Origin of the sequence: Streptomyces sp. UG1 (assembly GCF_049974585.1) — a bacterium.
Lineage (GTDB): Bacteria > Actinomycetota > Actinomycetes > Streptomycetales > Streptomycetaceae > Streptomyces.
In genome coordinates, this window is the sequence record NZ_JBNGGG010000044.1 from 1 (window position 1) to 19309 (window position 19309).

15 protein-coding genes are annotated in these 19309 nt (G+C 70.2%); 14 read left to right on the forward strand and 1 reads right to left on the reverse strand.

The annotated features are described in order from the left end of the window. Together ACP4J3_RS38890 and ACP4J3_RS38895 are read left to right on the forward strand one after the other, a co-directional pair. Positions 1–784, forward strand: a 784-nt coding sequence (locus ACP4J3_RS38890; RefSeq protein ID WP_426541058.1) for a replication initiator, incomplete at its 5' end; no start/stop codon positions are given. 498 nt (positions 785–1282) lie between these two features. After that, positions 1283–1465 carry a hypothetical protein gene (locus ACP4J3_RS38895; RefSeq protein ID WP_426541059.1) on the forward strand — a complete coding sequence of 61 codons (183 nt, stop codon included), beginning with the start codon at positions 1283–1285 and terminating at the stop codon, positions 1463–1465. Between the two features lie 51 nt (positions 1466–1516). Here the strand turns inward: ACP4J3_RS38895 and ACP4J3_RS38900 are convergent, their stop codons facing one another. Beyond that, positions 1517–3136, reverse strand: a complete 1620-nt coding sequence (locus tag ACP4J3_RS38900; protein WP_426541060.1) for a recombinase family protein — start codon at positions 3134–3136, stop codon at positions 1517–1519. 473 nt (positions 3137–3609) lie between these two features. Between ACP4J3_RS38900 and ACP4J3_RS38905 the strand changes: the two genes are divergently transcribed. The 12 genes from ACP4J3_RS38905 to obgE all read left to right on the forward strand — a co-directional run bounded on the left by ACP4J3_RS38905 (position 3610) and on the right by obgE (position 19233). Next, a complete protein-coding gene (locus ACP4J3_RS38905; protein ID WP_426541061.1) occupies positions 3610–4722 on the forward strand; it encodes a hypothetical protein in 1113 nt (370 codons plus the stop codon). Between the two features lie 48 nt (positions 4723–4770). Beyond that, positions 4771–5553: a TIGR03936 family radical SAM-associated protein gene (locus ACP4J3_RS38910; protein WP_426541062.1), complete on the forward strand. Its 783-nt coding sequence runs from the start codon at positions 4771–4773 to the stop codon at positions 5551–5553. 262 nt (positions 5554–5815) lie between these two features. Continuing rightward, a complete protein-coding gene (locus ACP4J3_RS38915; RefSeq protein ID WP_426541063.1) occupies positions 5816–10012 on the forward strand; it encodes an Rne/Rng family ribonuclease in 4197 nt (1398 codons plus the stop codon). Positions 10013–10218: 206 nt separating this feature from the next. Beyond that, complete coding sequence (locus tag ACP4J3_RS38920; protein ID WP_426541064.1) at positions 10219–11286, forward strand: glucose-1-phosphate thymidylyltransferase; 1068 nt, start codon at positions 10219–10221, stop codon at positions 11284–11286. Continuing rightward, positions 11283–12293 carry a dTDP-glucose 4,6-dehydratase gene (rfbB, locus tag ACP4J3_RS38925; protein WP_426541065.1) on the forward strand — a complete coding sequence of 337 codons (1011 nt, stop codon included), beginning with the start codon at positions 11283–11285 and terminating at the stop codon, positions 12291–12293. Before ACP4J3_RS38920 ends, rfbB begins: the two co-directional genes overlap by 4 nt. A 110-nt stretch (positions 12294–12403) precedes the next feature. Next, positions 12404–13327: a dTDP-4-dehydrorhamnose reductase gene (gene rfbD, locus ACP4J3_RS38930; RefSeq protein WP_426541066.1), complete on the forward strand. Its 924-nt coding sequence runs from the start codon at positions 12404–12406 to the stop codon at positions 13325–13327. Next, the gene (locus ACP4J3_RS38935; RefSeq protein WP_426541067.1) at positions 13324–15312 is read left to right on the forward strand and encodes a glycosyltransferase family 2 protein; all 1989 of its coding nucleotides are present in this window, start codon (positions 13324–13326) and stop codon (positions 15310–15312) included. Before rfbD ends, ACP4J3_RS38935 begins: the two co-directional genes overlap by 4 nt. Before the next feature lie 11 nt (positions 15313–15323). After that, complete coding sequence (gene rfbC, locus ACP4J3_RS38940) at positions 15324–15917, forward strand: dTDP-4-dehydrorhamnose 3,5-epimerase (protein ID WP_426541068.1); 594 nt, start codon at positions 15324–15326, stop codon at positions 15915–15917. 149 nt (positions 15918–16066) lie between these two features. Further along, on the forward strand, positions 16067–16861 hold the full coding sequence (locus tag ACP4J3_RS38945) for a class I SAM-dependent methyltransferase (RefSeq protein ID WP_426541069.1): 795 nt from the start codon (positions 16067–16069) through the stop codon (positions 16859–16861). A gap of 231 nt (positions 16862–17092) precedes the next feature. After that, complete coding sequence (gene rplU, locus ACP4J3_RS38950; RefSeq protein ID WP_003990208.1) at positions 17093–17413, forward strand: 50S ribosomal protein L21; 321 nt, start codon at positions 17093–17095, stop codon at positions 17411–17413. Positions 17414–17427: 14 nt separating this feature from the next. Next, positions 17428–17682: a 50S ribosomal protein L27 gene (rpmA, locus tag ACP4J3_RS38955; RefSeq protein WP_193473216.1), complete on the forward strand. Its 255-nt coding sequence runs from the start codon at positions 17428–17430 to the stop codon at positions 17680–17682. Positions 17683–17787: 105 nt separating this feature from the next. Continuing rightward, positions 17788–19233, forward strand: a complete 1446-nt coding sequence (obgE, locus tag ACP4J3_RS38960; RefSeq protein ID WP_426541070.1) for a GTPase ObgE — start codon at positions 17788–17790, stop codon at positions 19231–19233. The last annotated feature ends 76 nt before the right edge of the window (positions 19234–19309 follow it).

A 19309-nucleotide genomic window follows, 5' to 3' on the forward strand; every position in this document is an offset into this window, starting at 1 on the left:
GAAAGCGCCCCCGCGCTACCCAACACCACCAACACGACCGCCGGATGATCGGCTACACCACGACAAGGGACACGACCAGCGGGCGGCTGTCCACGTGCACGCCATAGTCCGCCTCGACGGCCCGAACGGACCCGACGACGAACCCCCGGCCTGGGGCACGACGGACATGCTCATCGATGCCGTACGGGCATCGGCTCGGCGAGTCATGGTCCGCACCCGGCACAGCGCGGCCGTGGGGGAACTCGACCTCCGTTGGGGCGCCCAGGTCGACGCTCGCCCCCTGCGCGCCAACGGCGACGGCCCTGACGATGACGCCGTGGCCGCGTACGTCGCCAAATACGTCACCAAGGGCGCGAGCGAGACTGGCGCCGGCACGGACCACCCGCTCACCACGTGGTCAGACATCGAGTCGACACCCGCCAGCGAACACGTCCGCACCCTCATGCGCACCTGTTGGCGCCTCGGTGGCGTCCGCGAATACGCACCGCTCCGCCTCCGGGCCTGGGCCCACACCCTCGGCTACCGCGGACACATCCTCACCAAATCCCGCGCCTACTCCACCACCTACGCAGCACTCCGCGCCGAACGCGCCCACCACATGGGCCACGCCGAAGCGCCTGACGCGCTCACTGAGAGGGACTGGCGCTACGTCGGCTCCGGCCACACTTCCGGCGTAGCACTCATCGCCGCCGGAATCGCCGATGACCTCGCAGAGTCCCGGCGGCTCTGCATTGAGGCGGGACAGAGGGGGAGTGGTGCTGATAGCTGCTCGGCCCGAGCGTGACCTTCGGGACACGCGTCCGCCCTCGTCGCTCCCTCGATCTGTCAATGACAGGGAGCTGATCGAAAGCGAGATCGTGATCGTGGACGACGACGGCACGGAAGAGCCGTTCGACCCCGCGTCGTGGTTCTCGTGAAACGCGAAGTCGTCAACCTTGAGGCTCGGGAGGGTCGTTGCCCTCGACTCGTCTCCGTGTTGTGGATTCTCCTGGTTCCCTCTCATAGAGTGGCAATGCGCGCCACTTCGTGGCGACAACGATGCATGGGAATGTCGTTGTCACCAGGATTTGGCGTGACAGACCGACGCCTGGGCAGTGGCGCTGCTCGGCGTCGCTTGCCCGCATCCACATGCACACCGAGCAACCTCAACGAAGACCCCCGTGTCACGGGGCGCAGTCGGCGGGCGCTGCGTTTGACAGGCGTCCGCCTGCCTTCGTTGAGGCCTTCGCTTGTCGGCGAAGTCTCTCGGAAGCGGCGGCTGACACCGTCCCCGGGAGGCGGTATGTGGGCCGTACTGGAGCAAGTGACCGTGGCCGCTCCACAGATCTTTCTGTATGTCGCGGGCCTCTTGGCTGTAGTGATCCTTCTGTCGCTCGTCATCTGTCTCCGCAAGGCGGAGGCGTCGGAACGCCCGGAGATCATCAGAGCGCTGGCGGATCTGATGAGCTTCTGGAAGAAACGCTGAATGGCACGCCATGCGAAGACTTGGAGTGGCTGCACCATGCCAGCGCCTTCATCAGAAGGCTTCGGCGAAGTCGTCCTGCTTGAGGATCAAGCGGTCTCGCACGTCCTTGGGGATCAAGAGCTTCATATGGATGCGCGGCGCGCGTACACCCTTGACCTTCGTCCGCTTGATCCTGCACTTCACTCCGACCCGGAGCAGATCGGAGGCCATGGCCTCCATGCCACCTTCCTCCCACCGGCTACGGAACGACTTGCCGTTGTGCACCGCCACCCATCGGTCGTTGACCGACTCGGGGTCGATGGCTTCCAACTGCTTGATCAGGTCGTCCAGGGTTCTCTCAGCCTTCTCCTTGGTGAACCGCGTCTTCGTGAAGCGGCCCCCGGGCTCCAGGCCGGACATGTAGTAGCTCACGGACTGTTCGAGGCGCTGCTGTTCCTTGCGTGCTTCGGCGCCTTGCCGGTACTCACGCGTCATGACGGGTTCGTCGCCCAGCACCCTCAGTACGTCCTCGACGAGCTTGGCGTAGATGTCCTCAGGGTTGGGTGCGCCCTGGCCTCCGGCCTTGCATTTGCCGCACCTGAGGTACTGGTACAGCTTGCCGTTGTTGCGGTTCTTCTGCACCGTCATGTTGCTGCCGCAGTCGGCGCAGATCACGACTCCGAGGAACTGTGTTGCACCCTCGGGGCTGCGCCTCGGTTGATCCTTGCCGTGTGCGTCCAAGGCTTCTTGGAGGCTGTAGAACTCGTCCTCGGTGAAGACGCCGTCGGCTACTCGGATGGGCTTCCCGTCGGCTCCCAGAATGAGTTTGGAGCGGCGGATGCCTCCGTCCTTGTCCTCTTCCACGCGGTAGCCCATGAGCGCGGGGTTACGTAGCCGTCGCAGGTGCGTCGACGCGGTGAGACCCTTACCGCACAAACCGGCGCGGACCAGAACCTTGACCATGCGGCGGGCTGAGGCGGGCCTGGGCCTCATCGCGGCCTTACGGCTCCAGTGCAGGGCCCTGTGCGCGGTCGGACTGATGGACAGGATGATCTTGCCGTCTTCGTCCTCGGCCGTTTCGTATCCGTACGCAGGCTTCCCCACGAGCCACTCGCTCTGTGTCTTCGTGTACTCCCACAGGCTCGCCACGCGGGTGCTGGTGTTGGCCGCCTCGATCTCGGCGATGCCGCCGATGATCGTGACCATGATCTTCCCGGCCGTCGTGGTCAGGTCGATGGAGTCGTTCTTGGAGACAAGGTTCTTTCCGTACTTCAGGCACCAATCGATCATGGTGCTGAGGTCGGAGAGGCGTCGCACGAAGCGGTCCAGCTTCCAGAAGAGCAGCTCGTCGAACTCCGGCGCGCGGTTGTTGAGCCAGTCCCCGAGCGCCTTGCGCTTCCACGGCGGGACCTTCGTCGCCGACACGTTGAGGTCACTGGCTACGCCGATGACCCGGCAGCCGCGTTCGCGGGCGAGTATTCGGAGGTCCAGCTCCTGGCGGGCGGGTGAGGTCGTGTCGTCAGTGAGTACGGACAGACGGACCGACAGCAGCGCGCGGGGAGCATCGTCGGGCAGGAGTGCTTCCGCCCTCTTCAGGTCCTCTAACAGCGCTAAGTCGGCCTCCGACCACTCAGCCTCAACTGAGTAGCTACGGCGGTCAGTTGCCGTGCGCGTCCTCGTTCGTTTCCCCATGAGCAGCACGGTAGCGGCTGTAGAGCCGTTGGTGAATGGCCGCAGATGGACACCCACATCCAGATCGGCCCGACCGGGAAGAAGCTGCTGCCTCTTACGGTCAAGAACTCTGCGCCGGCGCCCAGCGGGCACTCGCACTGAGGTGGGTGAGGCGCTGGCGGGGGAGTGGGTCTGAGTTCTCGGACCGCGCTGACGCCTCGTGCGGTGACGTTGAGCCCCCTCTCGATCCAGAGGGGGCTCACGCTGTTTGAAGCCGCCTCGATGCCCCTGCTCGAAGCGACGTCATCCTCGCTCGCTGCGGCCGGATGACCTGCCTGGCGACGACCGGGCTGGCCACCACGAACACGTCCTGCTCGACCACCTCCCCACGCGTACGGCACTGCTGGCGAGGCTACTGGCGGCACACGCGCAGGAGTTGCCGGATCGTGTCCGGGGCCTGCATCCGACCAGGTCGCCCGGGCGTCTGGAACGGTATGGACCTCGAAAAACCGCCGCCGCCGCGCCAGGAGGCCCAAGGGTGCCTGGTGGTCGCGATCCGTATCCCGGTGAGGATCGTCGTGCTCGTCCTGGTCGTGCCGGTACGGATGGCATGGGACGCGCTCGTCGTCGCCGGGCGGTTTCTGAACGACACGGTGGTGCGGCCGGTGGGGCGGGCGTTGCTGTGGCTCGGGCGGGCGGTGTTCGTGTGGCCGTTCGTGGTGCTGTGGCGGTATGTCGTCGTGCCCGCCGCCCCGGGGGTCGCCTGGCTGGGGAACGTGTTCGTCGTCGTACCGGCGGTGTGGCTGTACCGGTGTGTGCTGACTCCCGTCGGGCACGCGTGCGCGTGGGTCGCGCGGGGGATCGGGGCCGGGCTGGCGTGGCTGTACGCGCGCGTGCTCACGCCTCTCGGGCAGGCGGTGATGTGGGTCCTCGAGGGGCTCGGCACGGTGCTCGCCGCGATCGGGCTCGGCGTCTTCGGCGCCGTGGCGTGGCTCGTGCGGTATTTCCTCGTCGTCCCCGCCCGGTGGGTGTACGAGCGGATCCTCACGCTGGTCGGTCGGGCGATCGGCTGGTGTGCGAAGGGCCTTGTGTGGCTCGTGAGCACGGTCGTCACCGGTATCGGGGTCGCCCTGTACTGGAACGCGCGCGTACTGGTCGTTCTGCCCGCGCAGGCCCTGTACCGCTGGGTCCTCGCTCCCGTCGGCCGCGCGCTCGCCGTCGTCGGGCGGGAGATCCGGGACGCCCTCGCACACGCCTGGCGGGTCGCCGGGCGGATCTCGCTCGCCGTCGGACGGTTCCTCGCGAACCTCTTCCGGTGGATCTTCGTCGAGCCGGTGCGCTGGGTGTACCGCACGGTGCTCACACCGATCGGCCACGTCGTCCGGGACGCGGTCCTGCGGCCCGTCGCCGAGGCCGCCCGCACCGTGGGCCGGGCCACCCGGCAGGCCCTCACCGCCGCCCGCGAGTCCGTACGGCAGGTGCGCGCCGACGTCCGTCGGATGCTGTTCGGGGAGCCGAAGCAGCGAGAGGCCGTCGCCCGGCGGGAACCTCCGGGCCGCGAGACACGTACTCTTGGTAGCAGTACGACCGCTCTCACGAAGGACTGAACGACACTGGGCAAGCGACAGCCCGAAGGCCCGCCGCCCGCACCCGCGGTGCAGCGCATCCGACTGCGCTACACCAAGCGCGGCCGCCTCCGGTTCACCAGCCACCGTGACTTCCAGCGCGCCTTCGAGCGTGCGCTGCGCCGTGCCGAGGTGCCGATGGCGTACTCGGCGGGGTTCACGCCGCATCCGAAGGTGTCGTACGCCAATGCCGCACCCACCGGCACGGGCAGTGAGGCGGAGTACCTGGAGATCGCGCTCACCGAGGCGCGCGATCCGGAGAAGCTGAGAGTGCTCCTCGACGAATCGCTGCCCCCGGGGCTTGACGTCGTCGACGCCGTCGAGGCCCGGACCTCCGGGCTCGCCGACCGTCTCACGGCGTCCGTCTGGGAGCTGCGGCTCGACGGTGTGGATCCGGCCGACGCCGAGCGCGCGGTCGCCGCGTTCAACGCCGCCGGGACCGTCGAGGTCCAGCGCATGACCAAGAACGGCGTGCGCACCTTCGACGCCCGCTCGGCGGTCGTTGACCTGGAAAGCAGCGAAGGAACACAAACGCACGGTTCGCAGGCTGATAGGCCGACCGACCAGCCCTGTGCGATACTGCGGCTGGTTGTTCGGCACGTGACGCCTGCCGTACGACCCGACGACGTCCTGTCCGGTCTCCGCGCCGTGGCCGACCTGGCGCCGCCGGTCCCCGCAGCGGTGACCAGGCTGGCGCAGGGGCTGTTCGATGAAGAGACCGGCACGGTGACCGACCCGCTCGCGCCCGACCGCGAGGCAGCGACGGCCCCACCCAAGGCCGAGACCGCTGCCGCCGCGACGGCGCCCGCGTAGGGAAGGTTCCGCGTAGGGACGGACGTCGAAGCGCCGCCCTCGTACTCGGGAGCCACCTGGGTCGGGCAGCGCACCGACCAGAAGACTTTCGCCAGGCCGTACGCATGAGGCGTACGGAACCGGCGAGACAGGACACAGAGAGCTCCCGTGCGGCGCCCGCGCCCCGGACGGCGGCAGTCGCGCACCGCGCGAGCCGCGGACGTCACCGGCATGCTGCCGGACCAGGTGCGGCGCCCGGGAGCCTGACGGGAGAAACGCCCGCATGCTCGAACCGACCGAACCCAACGAGGGTTCCGAACTGAACACTCCCAGCGACACCCTGCCGCCGCGCCGCCGGCGCCGTGCCGCGTCCCGCCCGGCGGGACCGCCCACGGCCGCCGCCGAGACGCAGGCCGCGGAGGTCGTCGAGCCGGCCATACCGGTCGCGGAGGCCGTGGCTGTCGTGGATGTCGCGGATGTCGCGACGGTGACCGAAGAGGCCGAGAAGCCGGAGGAGAGCGTCGAGGCCATCGGGGCCGAGGTGACTTCCGAGGCGGAGCAGGCTGAACAGGCCGAGGAAGCCGAAGCGGCCGAAGAGACGGTGGAAGTCCCCGGTGCCGCTGCCGCTGCCGGTCGTCCGCGGCGGCGCGCGGTGCGCCGCGCGTCCGCCCCCGCCGGGGCGCCCGCGGCTGCCGAGGCCGCCGAGACCGTGGTGCCCGTGACGGCCACCGCGCCGACCGCCGAGGAGACCCCGGCCGCAGCAGCCGTGGAGAGCACCGAGGAGGCCGCGCCGCCTCGTACCCGTCGCCGCGCCACACGTCGGGCGTCGGCGCCTGCCGGCTCTCCGGAGCCGGTGGAGGCCGCCGCCCAGCCCGTGGAGGCCGCGGTGACTGCGGAGGCCGAGGTCGCTGGTGCCGCTGATTCCGGTGAGACGGCGGAGACTCCTGCCGCCGCCGAAAGCGCCGAAGCCCCTGCCGAGGCCGCTCCGCGCCGTACGCGTCGCCGCGCCACGCGTCGGGCCGCCGCGCCCGCCGAGACACCGGCCGCCGAGGCACTGGCTGCCGAGACACCAGCCGCCGCCGAGGACGTCGCCGCCGACGAGAGCGCCGAGGCCGCCACCGAGGCCGCAGTTCCCGCCGAGGCCGCGGCCCCTGCCGAGCCCGTCGAGGAGGCCGCCCCGCGTCGTACCCGGCGCCGCGCCACGCGTCGCGTGTCCGCGCCCGCCGCCGGTGACGAGGCCGCCGAGGCTGCCGTCGAGACGCCGGTGACGGCGGAGACCCCCGTCACCCCCGGTGTCGAGACCGAGGCCGCCGCGGTCGCCGGAGTCGCCACGGAGGCCCCCGCCGCCGAGGCCGCAGTTCCCGCCGAGGCCGCGGCCCCTGCCCAGCCCGTCGAGGAAGCCGCCCCCCGTCGCCGCCGTAGGGTCGCCCGGCGGGCCGCCACCGGGTTCGCCGAGCCCGCTCGGTCGGCCGCCGCCGAGGCGCCCGAGGAGGCCCCGCGTCCGGCGCGGCCCGCCGTGGCCGTGTTCCAGGCGCCGGTGTTCACCGAGCCGCAGTTCCAGACGCCCGAGCGCGCCGCCGCCGAGGCCGCCGCAGGGGCGGAGACCGAGGACGTCGAGGAGCTCCCGCAGGAGCAGGCCGCCACCTCCAGGCGCCGTCGCCGGCGCCGCGGCGGTGACGGCGAGGAGGCCGAGGCCCTCCAGACCACCGAGGTCGCCGCCGAGGACGAGACCGAGGAGGCCGAGGAGACCGAGGAGGTCGAAGAGGCCGCCGAGGGCGAGGAGACCGGCTCGCGTCGCCGTCGCCGGCGCGGTGGGCGGCGTCGCCGTCGCGGTGAGGCCGCCGACACGGAGTCCGAGGACGCCGCCGCCGAGGACGTCGCCGCCGCGCAGGCGGCGCAGGATGCCGAGGACACCGCCGAGCAGGAGGAAGAGGACGCCGAGGATGCCCGCGACGAGGGCGCCGGGTCCAGCTCCAGCAGCCGTCGCCGCCGGCGCCGTCGCCGCCGCGCCGGTGACAGTGCCGTCGACACCGAGCCCGGCGAGGGCGACCCCGAGCGCACCGTCGTCAAGGTCCGCGAGCCCCGTCCCGCGCGGGAAAAGGGTGCCGAGCCGTCCGACGAGGTGCAGTCCATCAAGGGCTCGACCCGCCTGGAGGCCAAGAAGCAGCGCCGCCGGGAAGGCCGTGAGCAGGGCCGCCGTCGCGTCCCGATCATCACCGAGGCCGAGTTCCTGGCCCGCCGCGAGGCCGTCGAGCGCGTGATGGTCGTCCGCCAGCACGGCGACCGTACGCAGATCGGCGTCCTCGAGGACAACGTGCTCGTCGAGCACTACGTCAACAAGGAGCAGTCGACCTCGTACGTCGGCAACGTCTACCTGGGCAAGGTCCAGAACGTGCTGCCGTCGATGGAGGCCGCCTTCATCGACATCGGCAAGGGGCGCAACGCCGTCCTGTACGCCGGTGAGGTCAACTTCGAGGCGCTCGGCATGGCCAACGGGCCGCGGCGCATCGAGTCCGCCCTGAAGTCCGGGCAGTCCGTCCTCGTCCAGGTCACCAAGGACCCGATCGGGCACAAGGGCGCGCGTCTGACCAGCCAGGTCTCCCTGCCGGGCCGTTACCTCGTGTACGTCCCCGAGGGCTCCATGACCGGCATCAGCCGCAAGCTGCCCGACACCGAGCGGGCCCGGCTGAAGACCATCCTCAAGAAGATCGTCCCCGAGGACGCGGGCGTCATCGTGCGCACCGCCGCCGAGGGCGCGAGCGAGGAGGAGCTGCGCCGGGACGTCGAGCGGCTGCAGGCGCAGTGGGAGGACATCCAGAAGAAGGCCAAGAACGGCAACGCCCCGACGCTGCTGTACGGCGAGCCGGACATGACCGTCCGGGTCGTCCGGGACATCTTCAACGAGGACTTCTCCAAGGTCGTCGTCAGCGGTGCCGACGCCTGGGAGACCGTCCACGGGTATGTGTCCCATGTGGCGCCGGATCTCGCCGAGCGGCTGCAGAAGTGGACCAGTGAGGTCGACGTCTTCGCCACGTACCGGATCGACGAGCAGCTCGCCAAGGCGCTGGACCGCAAGGTCTGGCTGCCCAGCGGCGGTTCGCTGGTGATCGACCGGACCGAGGCGATGGTCGTCGTCGACGTCAACACCGGCAAGTTCACCGGTCAGGGCGGCAACCTCGAGGAGACGGTCACCAGGAACAACCTGGAGGCGGCCGAGGAGATCGTGCGTCAGCTGCGGCTGCGCGACCTCGGCGGCATCATCGTGATCGACTTCATCGACATGGTGCTGGAGTCCAACCGGGACCTGGTGCTGCGGCGCCTGCTGGAGTGCCTGGGCCGGGACCGTACGAAGCACCAGGTCGCGGAAGTGACCTCGCTGGGGCTCGTGCAGATGACCCGCAAGCGGGTCGGCCAGGGGCTGCTGGAGTCCTTCTCCGAGACCTGCGTCCACTGCAACGGGCGCGGTGTCATCGTGCACATGGAGCAGCCGACGGCCCCCGGTGGCGGCGGCAAGCGCAAGAAGCGCGCGCGTGCCGGTGCCGGCCCCGAGCAGGTGCACGAGGCCACGGTCGCCGCCGAGCCGGTCGAGACGGCCGAGGAGGAGGCGGAGACCGAGGCCGAGGTCGCGGCGGAGGTCGCCGAGCCGGCCGCGCTCGCCGCGCCCGCCTTCGCGCCCGACGAGGAGCTGTACAGCAGCGTCGCCGAGGCGGAGGCCGCCGTGCGCGGCGGTCGTGCGCGGCGCCGTGGCGGTCGTCGGGTGTCCGCTCCGGCCGGTGCGCCGAAGAAGGCCGAGGCGGTGCCCACGGCCCAGGACGTGACCGTCGCGGAGGAGGTCGAGCGCCCGGTGCAGCCGGAGTCGGCCGCCGCGGCGAAGGCCGAGCCGGTGGCCGTGGAGGACGCGGTCGTCGAGACGCCGGCCGCCGAGGCTCCCGCTGCCGAGGAGGCCGCTCCCAAGGGACGTACGCGACGTCGCGCGACCCGCAAGGTGTCCGCGCCCGCCGGGTCGCCCGCGGGGGCCGAGGCCGCCGTGCTGACGGCGTCCGAACCGGTTGCGGAGGCCGAGGCTCCGGCGGAGCGGCCCGCGGCGGCTGCGGCCGAGGCGGTCGCCGAGAGCGCCGCTCCGGCCCGTCCGCGGCGCCGTGCCGTGCGCAAGGCCACCGCGCCGAGCACGTCCGAGGAGGCGGCCGTCGTGGTCGTCCCGGCGGCGGAGGCGCAGGCCGAGCCCGAGGCCCCGGCCGCCGAGGAGGCGGCTCAGGCTAAGAAGACGGCCCGTAAGACGGCCAAGAAGGCCACGGCGAAGAAGGCCGCCACCAAGAAGACCGCGGCCAAGAAGACGGCCGCCAAGAAGACGGCCGCCAAGAAGGCGACGGCCAAGAAGGCGACGGCCAAGACGACCGCCAAGAAGGCGGCGTCGAAGAAGACGGCGGCGGCCGTGCAACAGTCGCCCTCGTCCGTCTCGGCCTCTGCCGACGAGGCCTGACACCTCTCCGCACGCAAACGTGATCCGCCCCCGGCCGACCGGGGGCGGATCACGTTTTTGTGTATCCGGCCGTGAGCCGTCGCCAAGTGGTCCAACCTGTGAATGAAAGGTGAACCAAGAGGGTTATGATGTGGCCTGGATAGACTGTAAAATCAGACATATCGGGATTCTGCTCCCAATATGTTCACACTATTGGGGCGCAATACGTGAAGGCTCTCGTGCTTTCCGGGGGAGCGGGCACCCGTCTCCGCCCGATCACTCACACCTCGGCCAAGCAGCTGGTACCGGTCGCCAACAAGCCCGTGCTCTTCTACGGCCTGGAAGCGATCGCCGAAGCCGGCATCAGTGAGGTCGGAATCGTCGTCGGCGACACCGCGGACGAGATCCGCGAGGCAGTGGGCGACGGTTCCCACTTCGGGATCAAGGTCACCTACATTCCGCAGGAAGCGCCCCTCGGGCTCGCCCACGCCGTACTCATCGCCCAGGACTTCCTCGGCGACGAGGACTTCGTCATGTATCTCGGCGACAACTTCATCGTCGGTGGCATCACCGGACTGGTGGAGGAGTTCCGGGCCGAGCGGCCCGACGCGCAGATCCTGCTGACCAAGGTCCCCAATCCCACCTCCTTCGGTGTCGCGGAGCTCGACGGTGAGGGTCTGGTGGTGGGCCTGGAGGAGAAGCCGAAGGAGCCGAAGAGCGATCTCGCACTCGTCGGCGTCTATCTGTTCACCTCGGCCGTGCACGAGGCGGTTCGCTCCATCGAACCTTCCTGGCGCGGCGAATTGGAGATCACGCACGCCATCCAATGGCTGATCGACCAGAAGCGTGACGTCCGCTCCACCACCATCTCCGGCTACTGGAAGGACACCGGCAACGTCACCGACATGCTGGAGGTCAACCGGTCCGTCCTGGAGGCGGTGCAGCCGCTGAGCGACGGCACGGTGGACGAGAGCAGCGAGATCATCGGACGGGTCCGCATCGAGGAGGGTGCCCGCGTCAGCGGCAGCCGGATCGTCGGACCCGCGATCATCGGCGCCGGCGCGGTGGTCAGCAACGCCTACATCGGCCCGTTCACCTCGATCTCCGAAGACTGCCGGATCGAGGACAGCGAAATCGAGTACTCCATCGTGTTGCGCGGTTCGTCCGTGACCGGCGTGCGCCGCGTGGAGGCCTCGCTCATCGGGCGCGACGTCACCGTGACGCCGGCCCCCCGCAACCCTTCGGCCCACCGGCTCGTGCTCGGTGATCACAGCAAGGTGCAGATATCTTCATGACCGCCCCTTCCCCCACCCGCCCCACCCGGATTCTGGTGACCGGTGGTGCCGGCTTCATCGGCTCGCACTACGCCCGTACGCTGCTCGGCCCGCAGGGTCCCGGTGATGTCGCGATCACCGTCCTGGACAAGCTGACGTACGCGGGCAACCCGGCCAACCTCGACGAGGTGCGCGAGCACCCCGGGTTCGCCTTCGTGCAGGGCGACATCTGCGACCCCGAGCTCGTCGGCAAGCTGATGGCCGAGCACGACCAGGTCGTGCACTTCGCCGCCGAGTCACACGTCGACCGCTCCATCGACGGCGGGGCCGAGTTCGTCCGCACCAACGTGGTCGGCACGCACACCCTCATCGACGCGGCTCACCGGGTCGGCATCAAGACGTTCGTGCACATCTCCACCGACGAGGTCTACGGCTCGATCGACGAGGGTTCCTGGCCCGAGACCCACCCCCTGCAGCCCAACTCGCCGTACTCCTCGGCGAAGGCGTCCAGTGACCTGATCGCGCTGTCCTACCACCGCACCCACGGCCTGGACGTCCGGGTGACCCGCTGCTCCAACAACTACGGTCACCACCACTTCCCCGAGAAGGTCATCCCGCTCTTCGTCACCAACCTCCTCGACGGCAAGAAGGTCCCGCTGTACGGCGACGGCGGCAACGTCCGCGACTGGCTGCACATCGACGACCACGTCCAGGGCATCGAACTGGTCCGCACCAAGGGCCGCGCGGGCGAGGTCTACAACATCGGCGGCGGCACCGAGCTGTCCAACAAGGAGCTCACCGGGCTGCTGCTGAAGGCGTGCGGCGCCGACTGGGAGACCAGCGTGGAGTACGTCGAGGACCGCAAGGGCCACGACCGCCGCTACTCCGTCGACTGCACGAAGATCCGCGAGGAACTCGGCTACGAGCCCCACAAGAGCTTCGAGCAGGGACTGGCGGAGACGGTCCAGTGGTACCGGGACAACCGGGCGTGGTGGGAGCCGCTGAAGGAGCGGGCGGCGCTGGACTGACGCGACACCCGGCTCTCAGGGCCCGGGGCAGCTCCGGGCCCGTTCACGCGTTCCGCGCGCCCCGACACCGGCGGTGGCCCGCGCTATCCCGCACAGAAGACAAAAGAGGCATGAATCCGATACAGGAACAGGCAAGCGCCCCGGCCGGCTGGCTGGTCACCGGAGCGGGGGGCATGCTCGGCCAGGACGTGCTGACCAGGCTGGCCGCCGAGGGTGAGCAGGCGTTCGCGCTGGACCGCGCCGCGCTCGACCTCACCGACCCCACGGCTGTACAGCGGGCGCTGGAGCGGCACCGCCCCGCCGTGGTCGTCAACTGCGCGGCCTGGACCGCCGTGGATGACGCCGAGACCCACGAGGCCGAGGCGCACCTCATCAACGGCGAAGGCCCGGCCCACCTCGCCACCGCCTGCGCCCGTACCGGCGCCGTCCTGCTCCATGTCTCCACCGACTACGTCTTCGCCGGGGACGCCACCACCCCGTACGCCGAGGACGCCCCCACCGCCCCGCGCAGCGCCTACGGGCGTACCAAGCTCGCCGGCGAGCAGGCGGTCCTGAAGACCCTCCCGGACCGCGGCTACGTGGTTCGTACCGCCTGGCTGTACGGCACCGGCGGCCCCAACTTCGTCCGCACCATGCTCCGCCTGGCGGACCAGCGCGAGACCCTGGACGTCGTGGACGACCAGCGCGGCCAGCCCACCTGGAGCGCCGACCTGGCCGGCCTGCTGCTCGCCCTGGGCCGCGGAGCCCTGGCCGGCACCGCCCCGGCCGGCGTCTACCACGGCACCGGCTCCGGCGAGACCACCTGGTACGGCTTCACCCGGGAGATCTTCCGCCTGCTCGGCACCGACCCGGACCGGGTCCGCCCCACCACCAGCGAGGCGTTCGTCCGCCCCGCTCCCCGCCCCGCCTACAGCGTCCTCGGCCACGACCGGTTCGCCGAGGCCGGCATCGAGCCGCTGCGCGACTGGCGCGCGGCCCTCACCGAGGCGTTCCCGGAGATCCTCCGGGTCCACGAGAAGGAGAACTCGGCGTGACAGTCAAGGTCAGCGTCGTCATCGCGGTCTACAACCCCGGCAAGTACGTCGAGGACTGCATCTCGGGCCTGCTGCGGCAGAGCCTCACCCCCGACGAGTTCGAGGTCTTCTTCGTCAACGACGGCTCCACGGACGAGACCCCCGCCCGGCTCGACCGGCTGGCGGCCGAGCACCCCCACATCCACGTCATCCACCAGGAGTCCTCCGGCTGGTCCGGCCGCCCCCGCAACACCGGCATCGCGGCCGCCCGCGGCGAGTACGTGATGTTCGTCGACCACGACGACTGGCTCGGCGACGAGGCCCTGGAACGGATGTACGACTACGGCAAGGCGAACGACGCCGACGTGGTCGTGGGCAAGATGGCGGGCATCGGCCGCCCGGTCCCGCAGGAGCTGTTCCGGGTCAACCGGCCGCGTGCCACGGTGGAGAACGCGCCGCTGATCGACAGCCTCACCCCGCACAAGATGTTCCGCCGGGCGTTCCTGAACGAGCACAACATGCGCTTCAAGGAGGGCCGCCGGCGACTGGAGGACCACGTCTTCGTCGCCGAGGCGTATCTGCGGGCCAAGAGCGTCGCCGTCGTCAGCGACTACCTGTGCTACTACCACATCACCCGGGACGACGGTTCCAACGCCGGCTTCCAGCGTTTCGACCCGGTCGGCTACTTCGTCAACCTCCGCGAGGCCCTCGACGTGGTAGAGGAGCTCACCGAGCCGGGCCCGCTGCGCGACAAGCTGTTCAGCCGCTGGCTGCGCAACGAGATGGTCGAGCGGCTGCGCGGCAACCGGCTTCTCAAGCTCCCCGAGGACTACGCCGAGGAGCTCTACCGCGAGATCCGCGATGTGGTCACCGAACGCTTCGGACAGGGCGTGTTCGCCCGGGTCGGCCCCACTCGGCGCGTGGTGGCCGGACTGATCGCCGCCGACCTCTACCAGGACATCAGAGAGCTCGCCCGCTGGGAGGCCGGGATCAGACCCACCGGCACCCTGTCCTCGCTGGCCTGGGAGAACGGCGCCCTGAACATCGGCTTCACCGCCGAGTACCAGGTGGACGACGCCCCGATGACCTTCCGCAAGGACGGCGACCGCGACCTGCTCGGCCTGCCGCTGTCCGACAAGGCGCTTCAGGCCCTGGCCGGGCAGGGCATCACCCTGGACGCCCCGGTCGACCGCAGCGACGTGGACCTGGTGGTCCGGCACCGCGAGGACGCCACCCAGTACTACCTCCCGCTGGACAGCGAGCGGCACCGCATGGACGCCGGTGACGGCTCCTTCCGCCAGCGGATCACCGCACGGGCCGTGCTCGACCCCGAGACCGCGGCCGCGGGCGCGCCCCTGGCCAAGGGCATCTGGGACCTGCACATGCGCATCAAGTCCTGCGGCTGGAGCAAGGAGACCCGCATCGGCGCGGTGCGCGGCGAGGACGTGGAGGCCGGCCGCCTGGCCGCGCTCACCGGCGAGCCGAGACGGCTGGTCCTGCCGTACTGGACCGACGGGCCGGGCAATCTCTCCCTCGACGTCGACCAGCACACCGGCAAGCTGGAGCGCGAGACGGTGGCGCTGATGGCCCCGGCCGCGGCCGTGGTCGACGGCTCCACCGTCCGGCTCCCGCTGCCGCTGCACCTCGCGGCGGACGCCGGGGACCCGGTGCGGCTCCGCTTCGAGCGCAAGAACGTGGGCAAGTACCCGGCCGACGCCGTGGTGGACGGCCGTACCGTGAGCGCCTCGCTGCCGCTGGAGCAGCTCACCGGGCGCCGCTGGGCCGTCCGGATCGGTGTGCCGTCCCCCGCCCGTGGCGAGGCACGCTGGACCCGGCTCCCGGTCGACGTGGTGGTGGACGCCGACGGCACTGCCCGGGTGATCGACCGGCACACCCCGCCGGCCCGGCCCGCGGCGAAGAAGACGCCGACCCCGCCGCGCCCGCTGTGGCGCCGGGCCGCCGGGCGCCTCAAGCGCGCCCTGACGAAGCAGCAGAAGAAGAGCTGAGGACCTCTGTGATGCGACCCCTTTCGATTTCCGGCGCCTGGGTGCACGAGCCGAAGATCTTCCCCGACGACCGGGGCAGCTTCCACGAGTGGTTCAAGGCGCCTCTCTTCACCGAGGCGGCCGGCCACCCGCTCACCCTGGCCCAGGCCAACATGTCCGTCTCCAGCCGGGGCACGCTGCGCGGTATCCACTTCGCGGACGTGCCGCCCGGCCAGGCCAAGTACGTCAAGTGCGTGCGCGGCACGGTCCTCGACGTGATCGTGGACATCCGGACCGGCTCGCCCACCTTCGGCCAGTGGGAGGCGGTCCGCCTCGACGATCGCGACCACCACGCGGTCTACCTGTCCGAGGGCCTCGGGCACGGCTTCCTGGCGCTCAGCGACGACGCCACCGTGGTCTACCTCTGCTCCGAGGGTTACGCCCCCGAGCGCGAGCACGGCATCCACCCGCTCGACCCGGCCCTCGGCATCGACTGGCCCGCGGACGTCCCCCCGCTGCTCTCCGCCAAGGACGAGCAGGCTCCCACGCTGGCCCAGGCCCTCGAGCAGGGCCTGCTGCCCTCCTACGAGGAGTGCGTGGCCTACCGGGAGAGCCTCGGCGACTGAACGGCTCACTGCGGGCGGCGGGATGTGCTTACTACTGGCGAGTACGCCAATCCTCGGTGAATTGCTGAGAAAGGCTATGCAAGAGCCTTTGAATGAGTAACTTCGCCGACAACATCCTGACAGTCGGAATCCGTCGAGAGGCTGCTCCAGTGAATCGCTATGACGTGCTGCGCGGACTGCACCGTGTCTACCGGCCGCGAAACTATCTGGAGATCGGCGTCAACGACGGCCGCAGCCTGGCCCTTTCACGTGTCCCCTCCGTGGCGATCGATCCGGCCTTCAAGGTGGTGACGTCCATCAGCTGCGACGTCCACCTGGTGAAGTCGACCAGTGACGACTTCTTCGCCCGCAAGGACCCGCTGCTGCACCTGCGGCGGGGCCGCAATCCCTTCCGCGCCCTCGCCCGCCGCGACCCGCTGGGGGTCTTCGGAGGCGATCCCACGCTGGAGCTGTCCTTCGTCGACGGCATGCACCTCTTCGAGTTCGCGCTGCGCGACTTCATGAACGTGGAGCGCCATTCGCACTGGTCGAGCGTGATCGTGCTCGACGACATGCTGCCGCGCGACGTCGACGAGGCGGCGCGCGACCGGCACACCGACGCCTGGACGGGCGACGTCTACAAGGTGGTGACCGTCCTGCGGAGGTACCGCCCCGATCTGACGGTGCTCGAGATCGACACCCAGCCGACCGGTGTCGCCGTGGTCTTCGGGGCGGACCCGCACAACACGGTGCTCAAGGAGGCGTACGACGACATCATCGAGGAGTACGTCACCCCGGATCCGCAGCCGGTCCCCGAAGAGGTACTCGTGCGCAAGCACGCCGTGCAGCCCGAGGCCCTGCTGGGGGCGGACTTCTGGCCGGCCCTGGTCCGGGCCCGGAACCTGCGCCGCCCGCGTGCGGGCTTCGACCGGCTGCGTGGGCAGATCGCGGCGCTGAGCGGTTGAGCGGCAGGAAGCGGGGTTGGGGGTGTGTGCCGGAGCTCCCCGTGCAGGGCCCGGTTTGACCCCCTCGGCAGCGGCCCCGTAACCTTGACCCTCGGCGTGTCCGTGGATATAGGCGCGCCACATCCCCGTAAACCTCTTCCTCCGGAGCACAGGGTGTCCCGGAGAGGCTGTCCGCGTGCCGGGTGGCTGGACTGCGGGGGTGCCGTTCCCGAGCGAGAGAGTGAGATCCGCGTGTACGCCATCGTGCGCAGCGGTGGTCGCCAGCACAAGGTTGCTGTCGGCGACATCGTTGAGGTTGACAAGATTTCCACCGCCAAGGTTGGCGACACGGTCGAGCTCTCGACCCTGCTCGTTGTCGACGGCGACGCTGTGACCAGCGACCCGTGGGTGCTGGCCGGCATCAAGGTCCAGGCCGAGGTCGTGGACCACCACAAGGGCCAGAAGATCGACATTCTGCGCTACAAGAACAAGACCGGCTACCGCCGTCGTCAGGGCCACCGCCAGCAGTACACGGCGATCAAGGTCACTGAGATCCCCACGGCTGCGAAGTAAGGGACTGAGGAGAGATGGCACACAAGAAGGGCGCATCGTCCACTCGGAACGGTCGCGACTCGAACGCCCAGCGGCTCGGCGTGAAGCGCTTCGGCGGTCAGGTCGTCAACGCGGGTGAGATCCTGGTCCGCCAGCGCGGCACCCACTTCCACCCCGGTGCGGGCGTCGGCCGTGGCGGCGACGACACGCTGTTCGCGCTGCAGGCCGGTGCGGTGGAGTTCGGCACCAGCCGTGGCCGCAAGGTCGTGAACGTCGTTCCGGTCGCCTGATCGGAAGCTTTTCGCGAGGCGGACCTCACTTCCCAGGTGGGAAGGCGGGTCCGCCTTTCGCGTGTTAGTACAAACACATCTCGTACGACTCTGGAGGCACCCCCCATGACCACCTTCGTGGACCGCGTCGAGCTGCATGTCGCCGCGGGTAACGGAGGTCACGGCTGTGCCTCCGTCCACCGGGAGAAGTTCAAGCCGCTCGGCGGGCCCGACGGCGGCAACGGCGGGCGCGGCGGGGACGTGATCCTCACCGTCGACCAGTCGGTCACCACGCTGCTCGACTACCACCACTCCCCGCACCGCAAGGCCACCAACGGCAAGCCCGGCGAGGGCGGCAACCGGTCCGGGAAGGACGGGCAGGACCTGGTCCTTCCGGTGCCCGACGGCACGGTGGTGCTGGACAAGGCGGGCAATGTCCTCGCCGACCTGGTCGGGCACGGCACGTCGTACGTCGCCGCGCAGGGCGGCCGGGGCGGGCTCGGCAACGCCGCGCTGGCCTCCGCGCGGCGCAAGGCGCCCGGGTTCGCGCTGCTCGGTGAGCCGGGGGACCTCCAGGACATCGTCCTGGAGCTGAAGACGGTCGCCGACGTGGCGCTGGTCGGGTACCCGAGCGCCGGCAAGTCCTCGCTGATCTCCGTGCTGAGCGCGGCGAAGCCGAAGATCGCCGACTACCCGTTCACCACGCTCGTGCCCAACCTCGGTGTGGTGACCGCCGGTGCGACCGTCTACACCATCGCCGACGTCCCCGGCCTCATCCCGGGCGCCAGCCAGGGCAAGGGCCTGGGCCTTGAGTTCCTGCGGCACGTCGAGCGGTGCAGCGTGCTCGTGCACGTCCTGGACACCGCCACGCTGGAGTCCGACCGCGACCCCGTCTCCGACCTGGACATCATCGAGGCGGAGCTGCGGGAGTACGGCGGGCTGGACAACCGGCCGCGCATCGTCGTCCTGAACAAGATCGACGTACCCGACGGCAAGGACCTCGCCGAGATGGTGCGGCCGGACCTTCAGGCTCGCGGTTACGGGGTCTTCGAGGTGTCGGCGGTGGCGCACATCGGGCTGAAGGAGCTGTCGTTCGCGCTGGCGGACCTGGTGGCCAGGGCGCGGGCCGCGAAGCCGAAGGAAGAGGCTACGCGGATCGTGATCCGGCCGAAGGCCGTCGACGACGCGGGCTTCACCGTGACCCGCGAGGAGGTCGGCGGGGAGCCGCTGTTCCGGGTGCGGGGCGAGAAGCCCGAACGCTGGGTGCGGCAGACCGACTTCAACAACGACGAGGCGGTCGGGTATCTCGCCGACCGGCTGGGCCGCCTCGGTGTCGAGGAGGAGCTGATGAAGGCGGGGGCCCGCTCCGGGGACGGCGTCGCCATCGGGCCCGAGGAGAACGCCGTCGTCTTCGACTGGGAGCCGACGGTCATGGCCGGTGCGGAGATGCTGGGGCGGCGTGGCGAGGACCACCGCTTCGAGGCGCCTCGGCCGGCGGCGCAGCGTCGGCGGGACAAGCAGGCCGAGCGCGATGAGGCGGCGCGGGAGTTCGACGACTTCGAGCCGTTCTAGAGCAAGCCTCGTCCGCTGACGCCGGACAGGCCTGGTAAGCCCCTGTTCACAGGCTGATCCACAGGAAGACCCGTCG

What these genes read in the sequence shown, in the direction of transcription:
- ACP4J3_RS38895 (WP_426541059.1), top strand. Translation starts at nt 1,283, where the DNA reads ATGTGGGCCGTACTGGAGCAAGTGACCGTGGCCGCTCCACAGATCTTT.
- ACP4J3_RS38900 (WP_426541060.1), bottom strand. Translation starts at nt 3,136, where the DNA reads ATGGGGAAACGAACGAGGACGCGCACGGCAACTGACCGCCGTAGCTAC.
- ACP4J3_RS38905 (WP_426541061.1), top strand. Translation starts at nt 3,610, where the DNA reads ATGGACCTCGAAAAACCGCCGCCGCCGCGCCAGGAGGCCCAAGGGTGC.
- ACP4J3_RS38915 (WP_426541063.1), top strand. Translation starts at nt 5,816, where the DNA reads ATGCTCGAACCGACCGAACCCAACGAGGGTTCCGAACTGAACACTCCC.
- rfbB (WP_426541065.1), top strand. Translation starts at nt 11,283, where the DNA reads ATGACCGCCCCTTCCCCCACCCGCCCCACCCGGATTCTGGTGACCGGT.
- rfbD (WP_426541066.1), top strand. Translation starts at nt 12,404, where the DNA reads ATGAATCCGATACAGGAACAGGCAAGCGCCCCGGCCGGCTGGCTGGTC.
- rfbC (WP_426541068.1), top strand. Translation starts at nt 15,324, where the DNA reads ATGCGACCCCTTTCGATTTCCGGCGCCTGGGTGCACGAGCCGAAGATC.
- rpmA (WP_193473216.1), top strand. Translation starts at nt 17,428, where the DNA reads ATGGCACACAAGAAGGGCGCATCGTCCACTCGGAACGGTCGCGACTCG.
- obgE (WP_426541070.1), top strand. Translation starts at nt 17,788, where the DNA reads ATGACCACCTTCGTGGACCGCGTCGAGCTGCATGTCGCCGCGGGTAAC.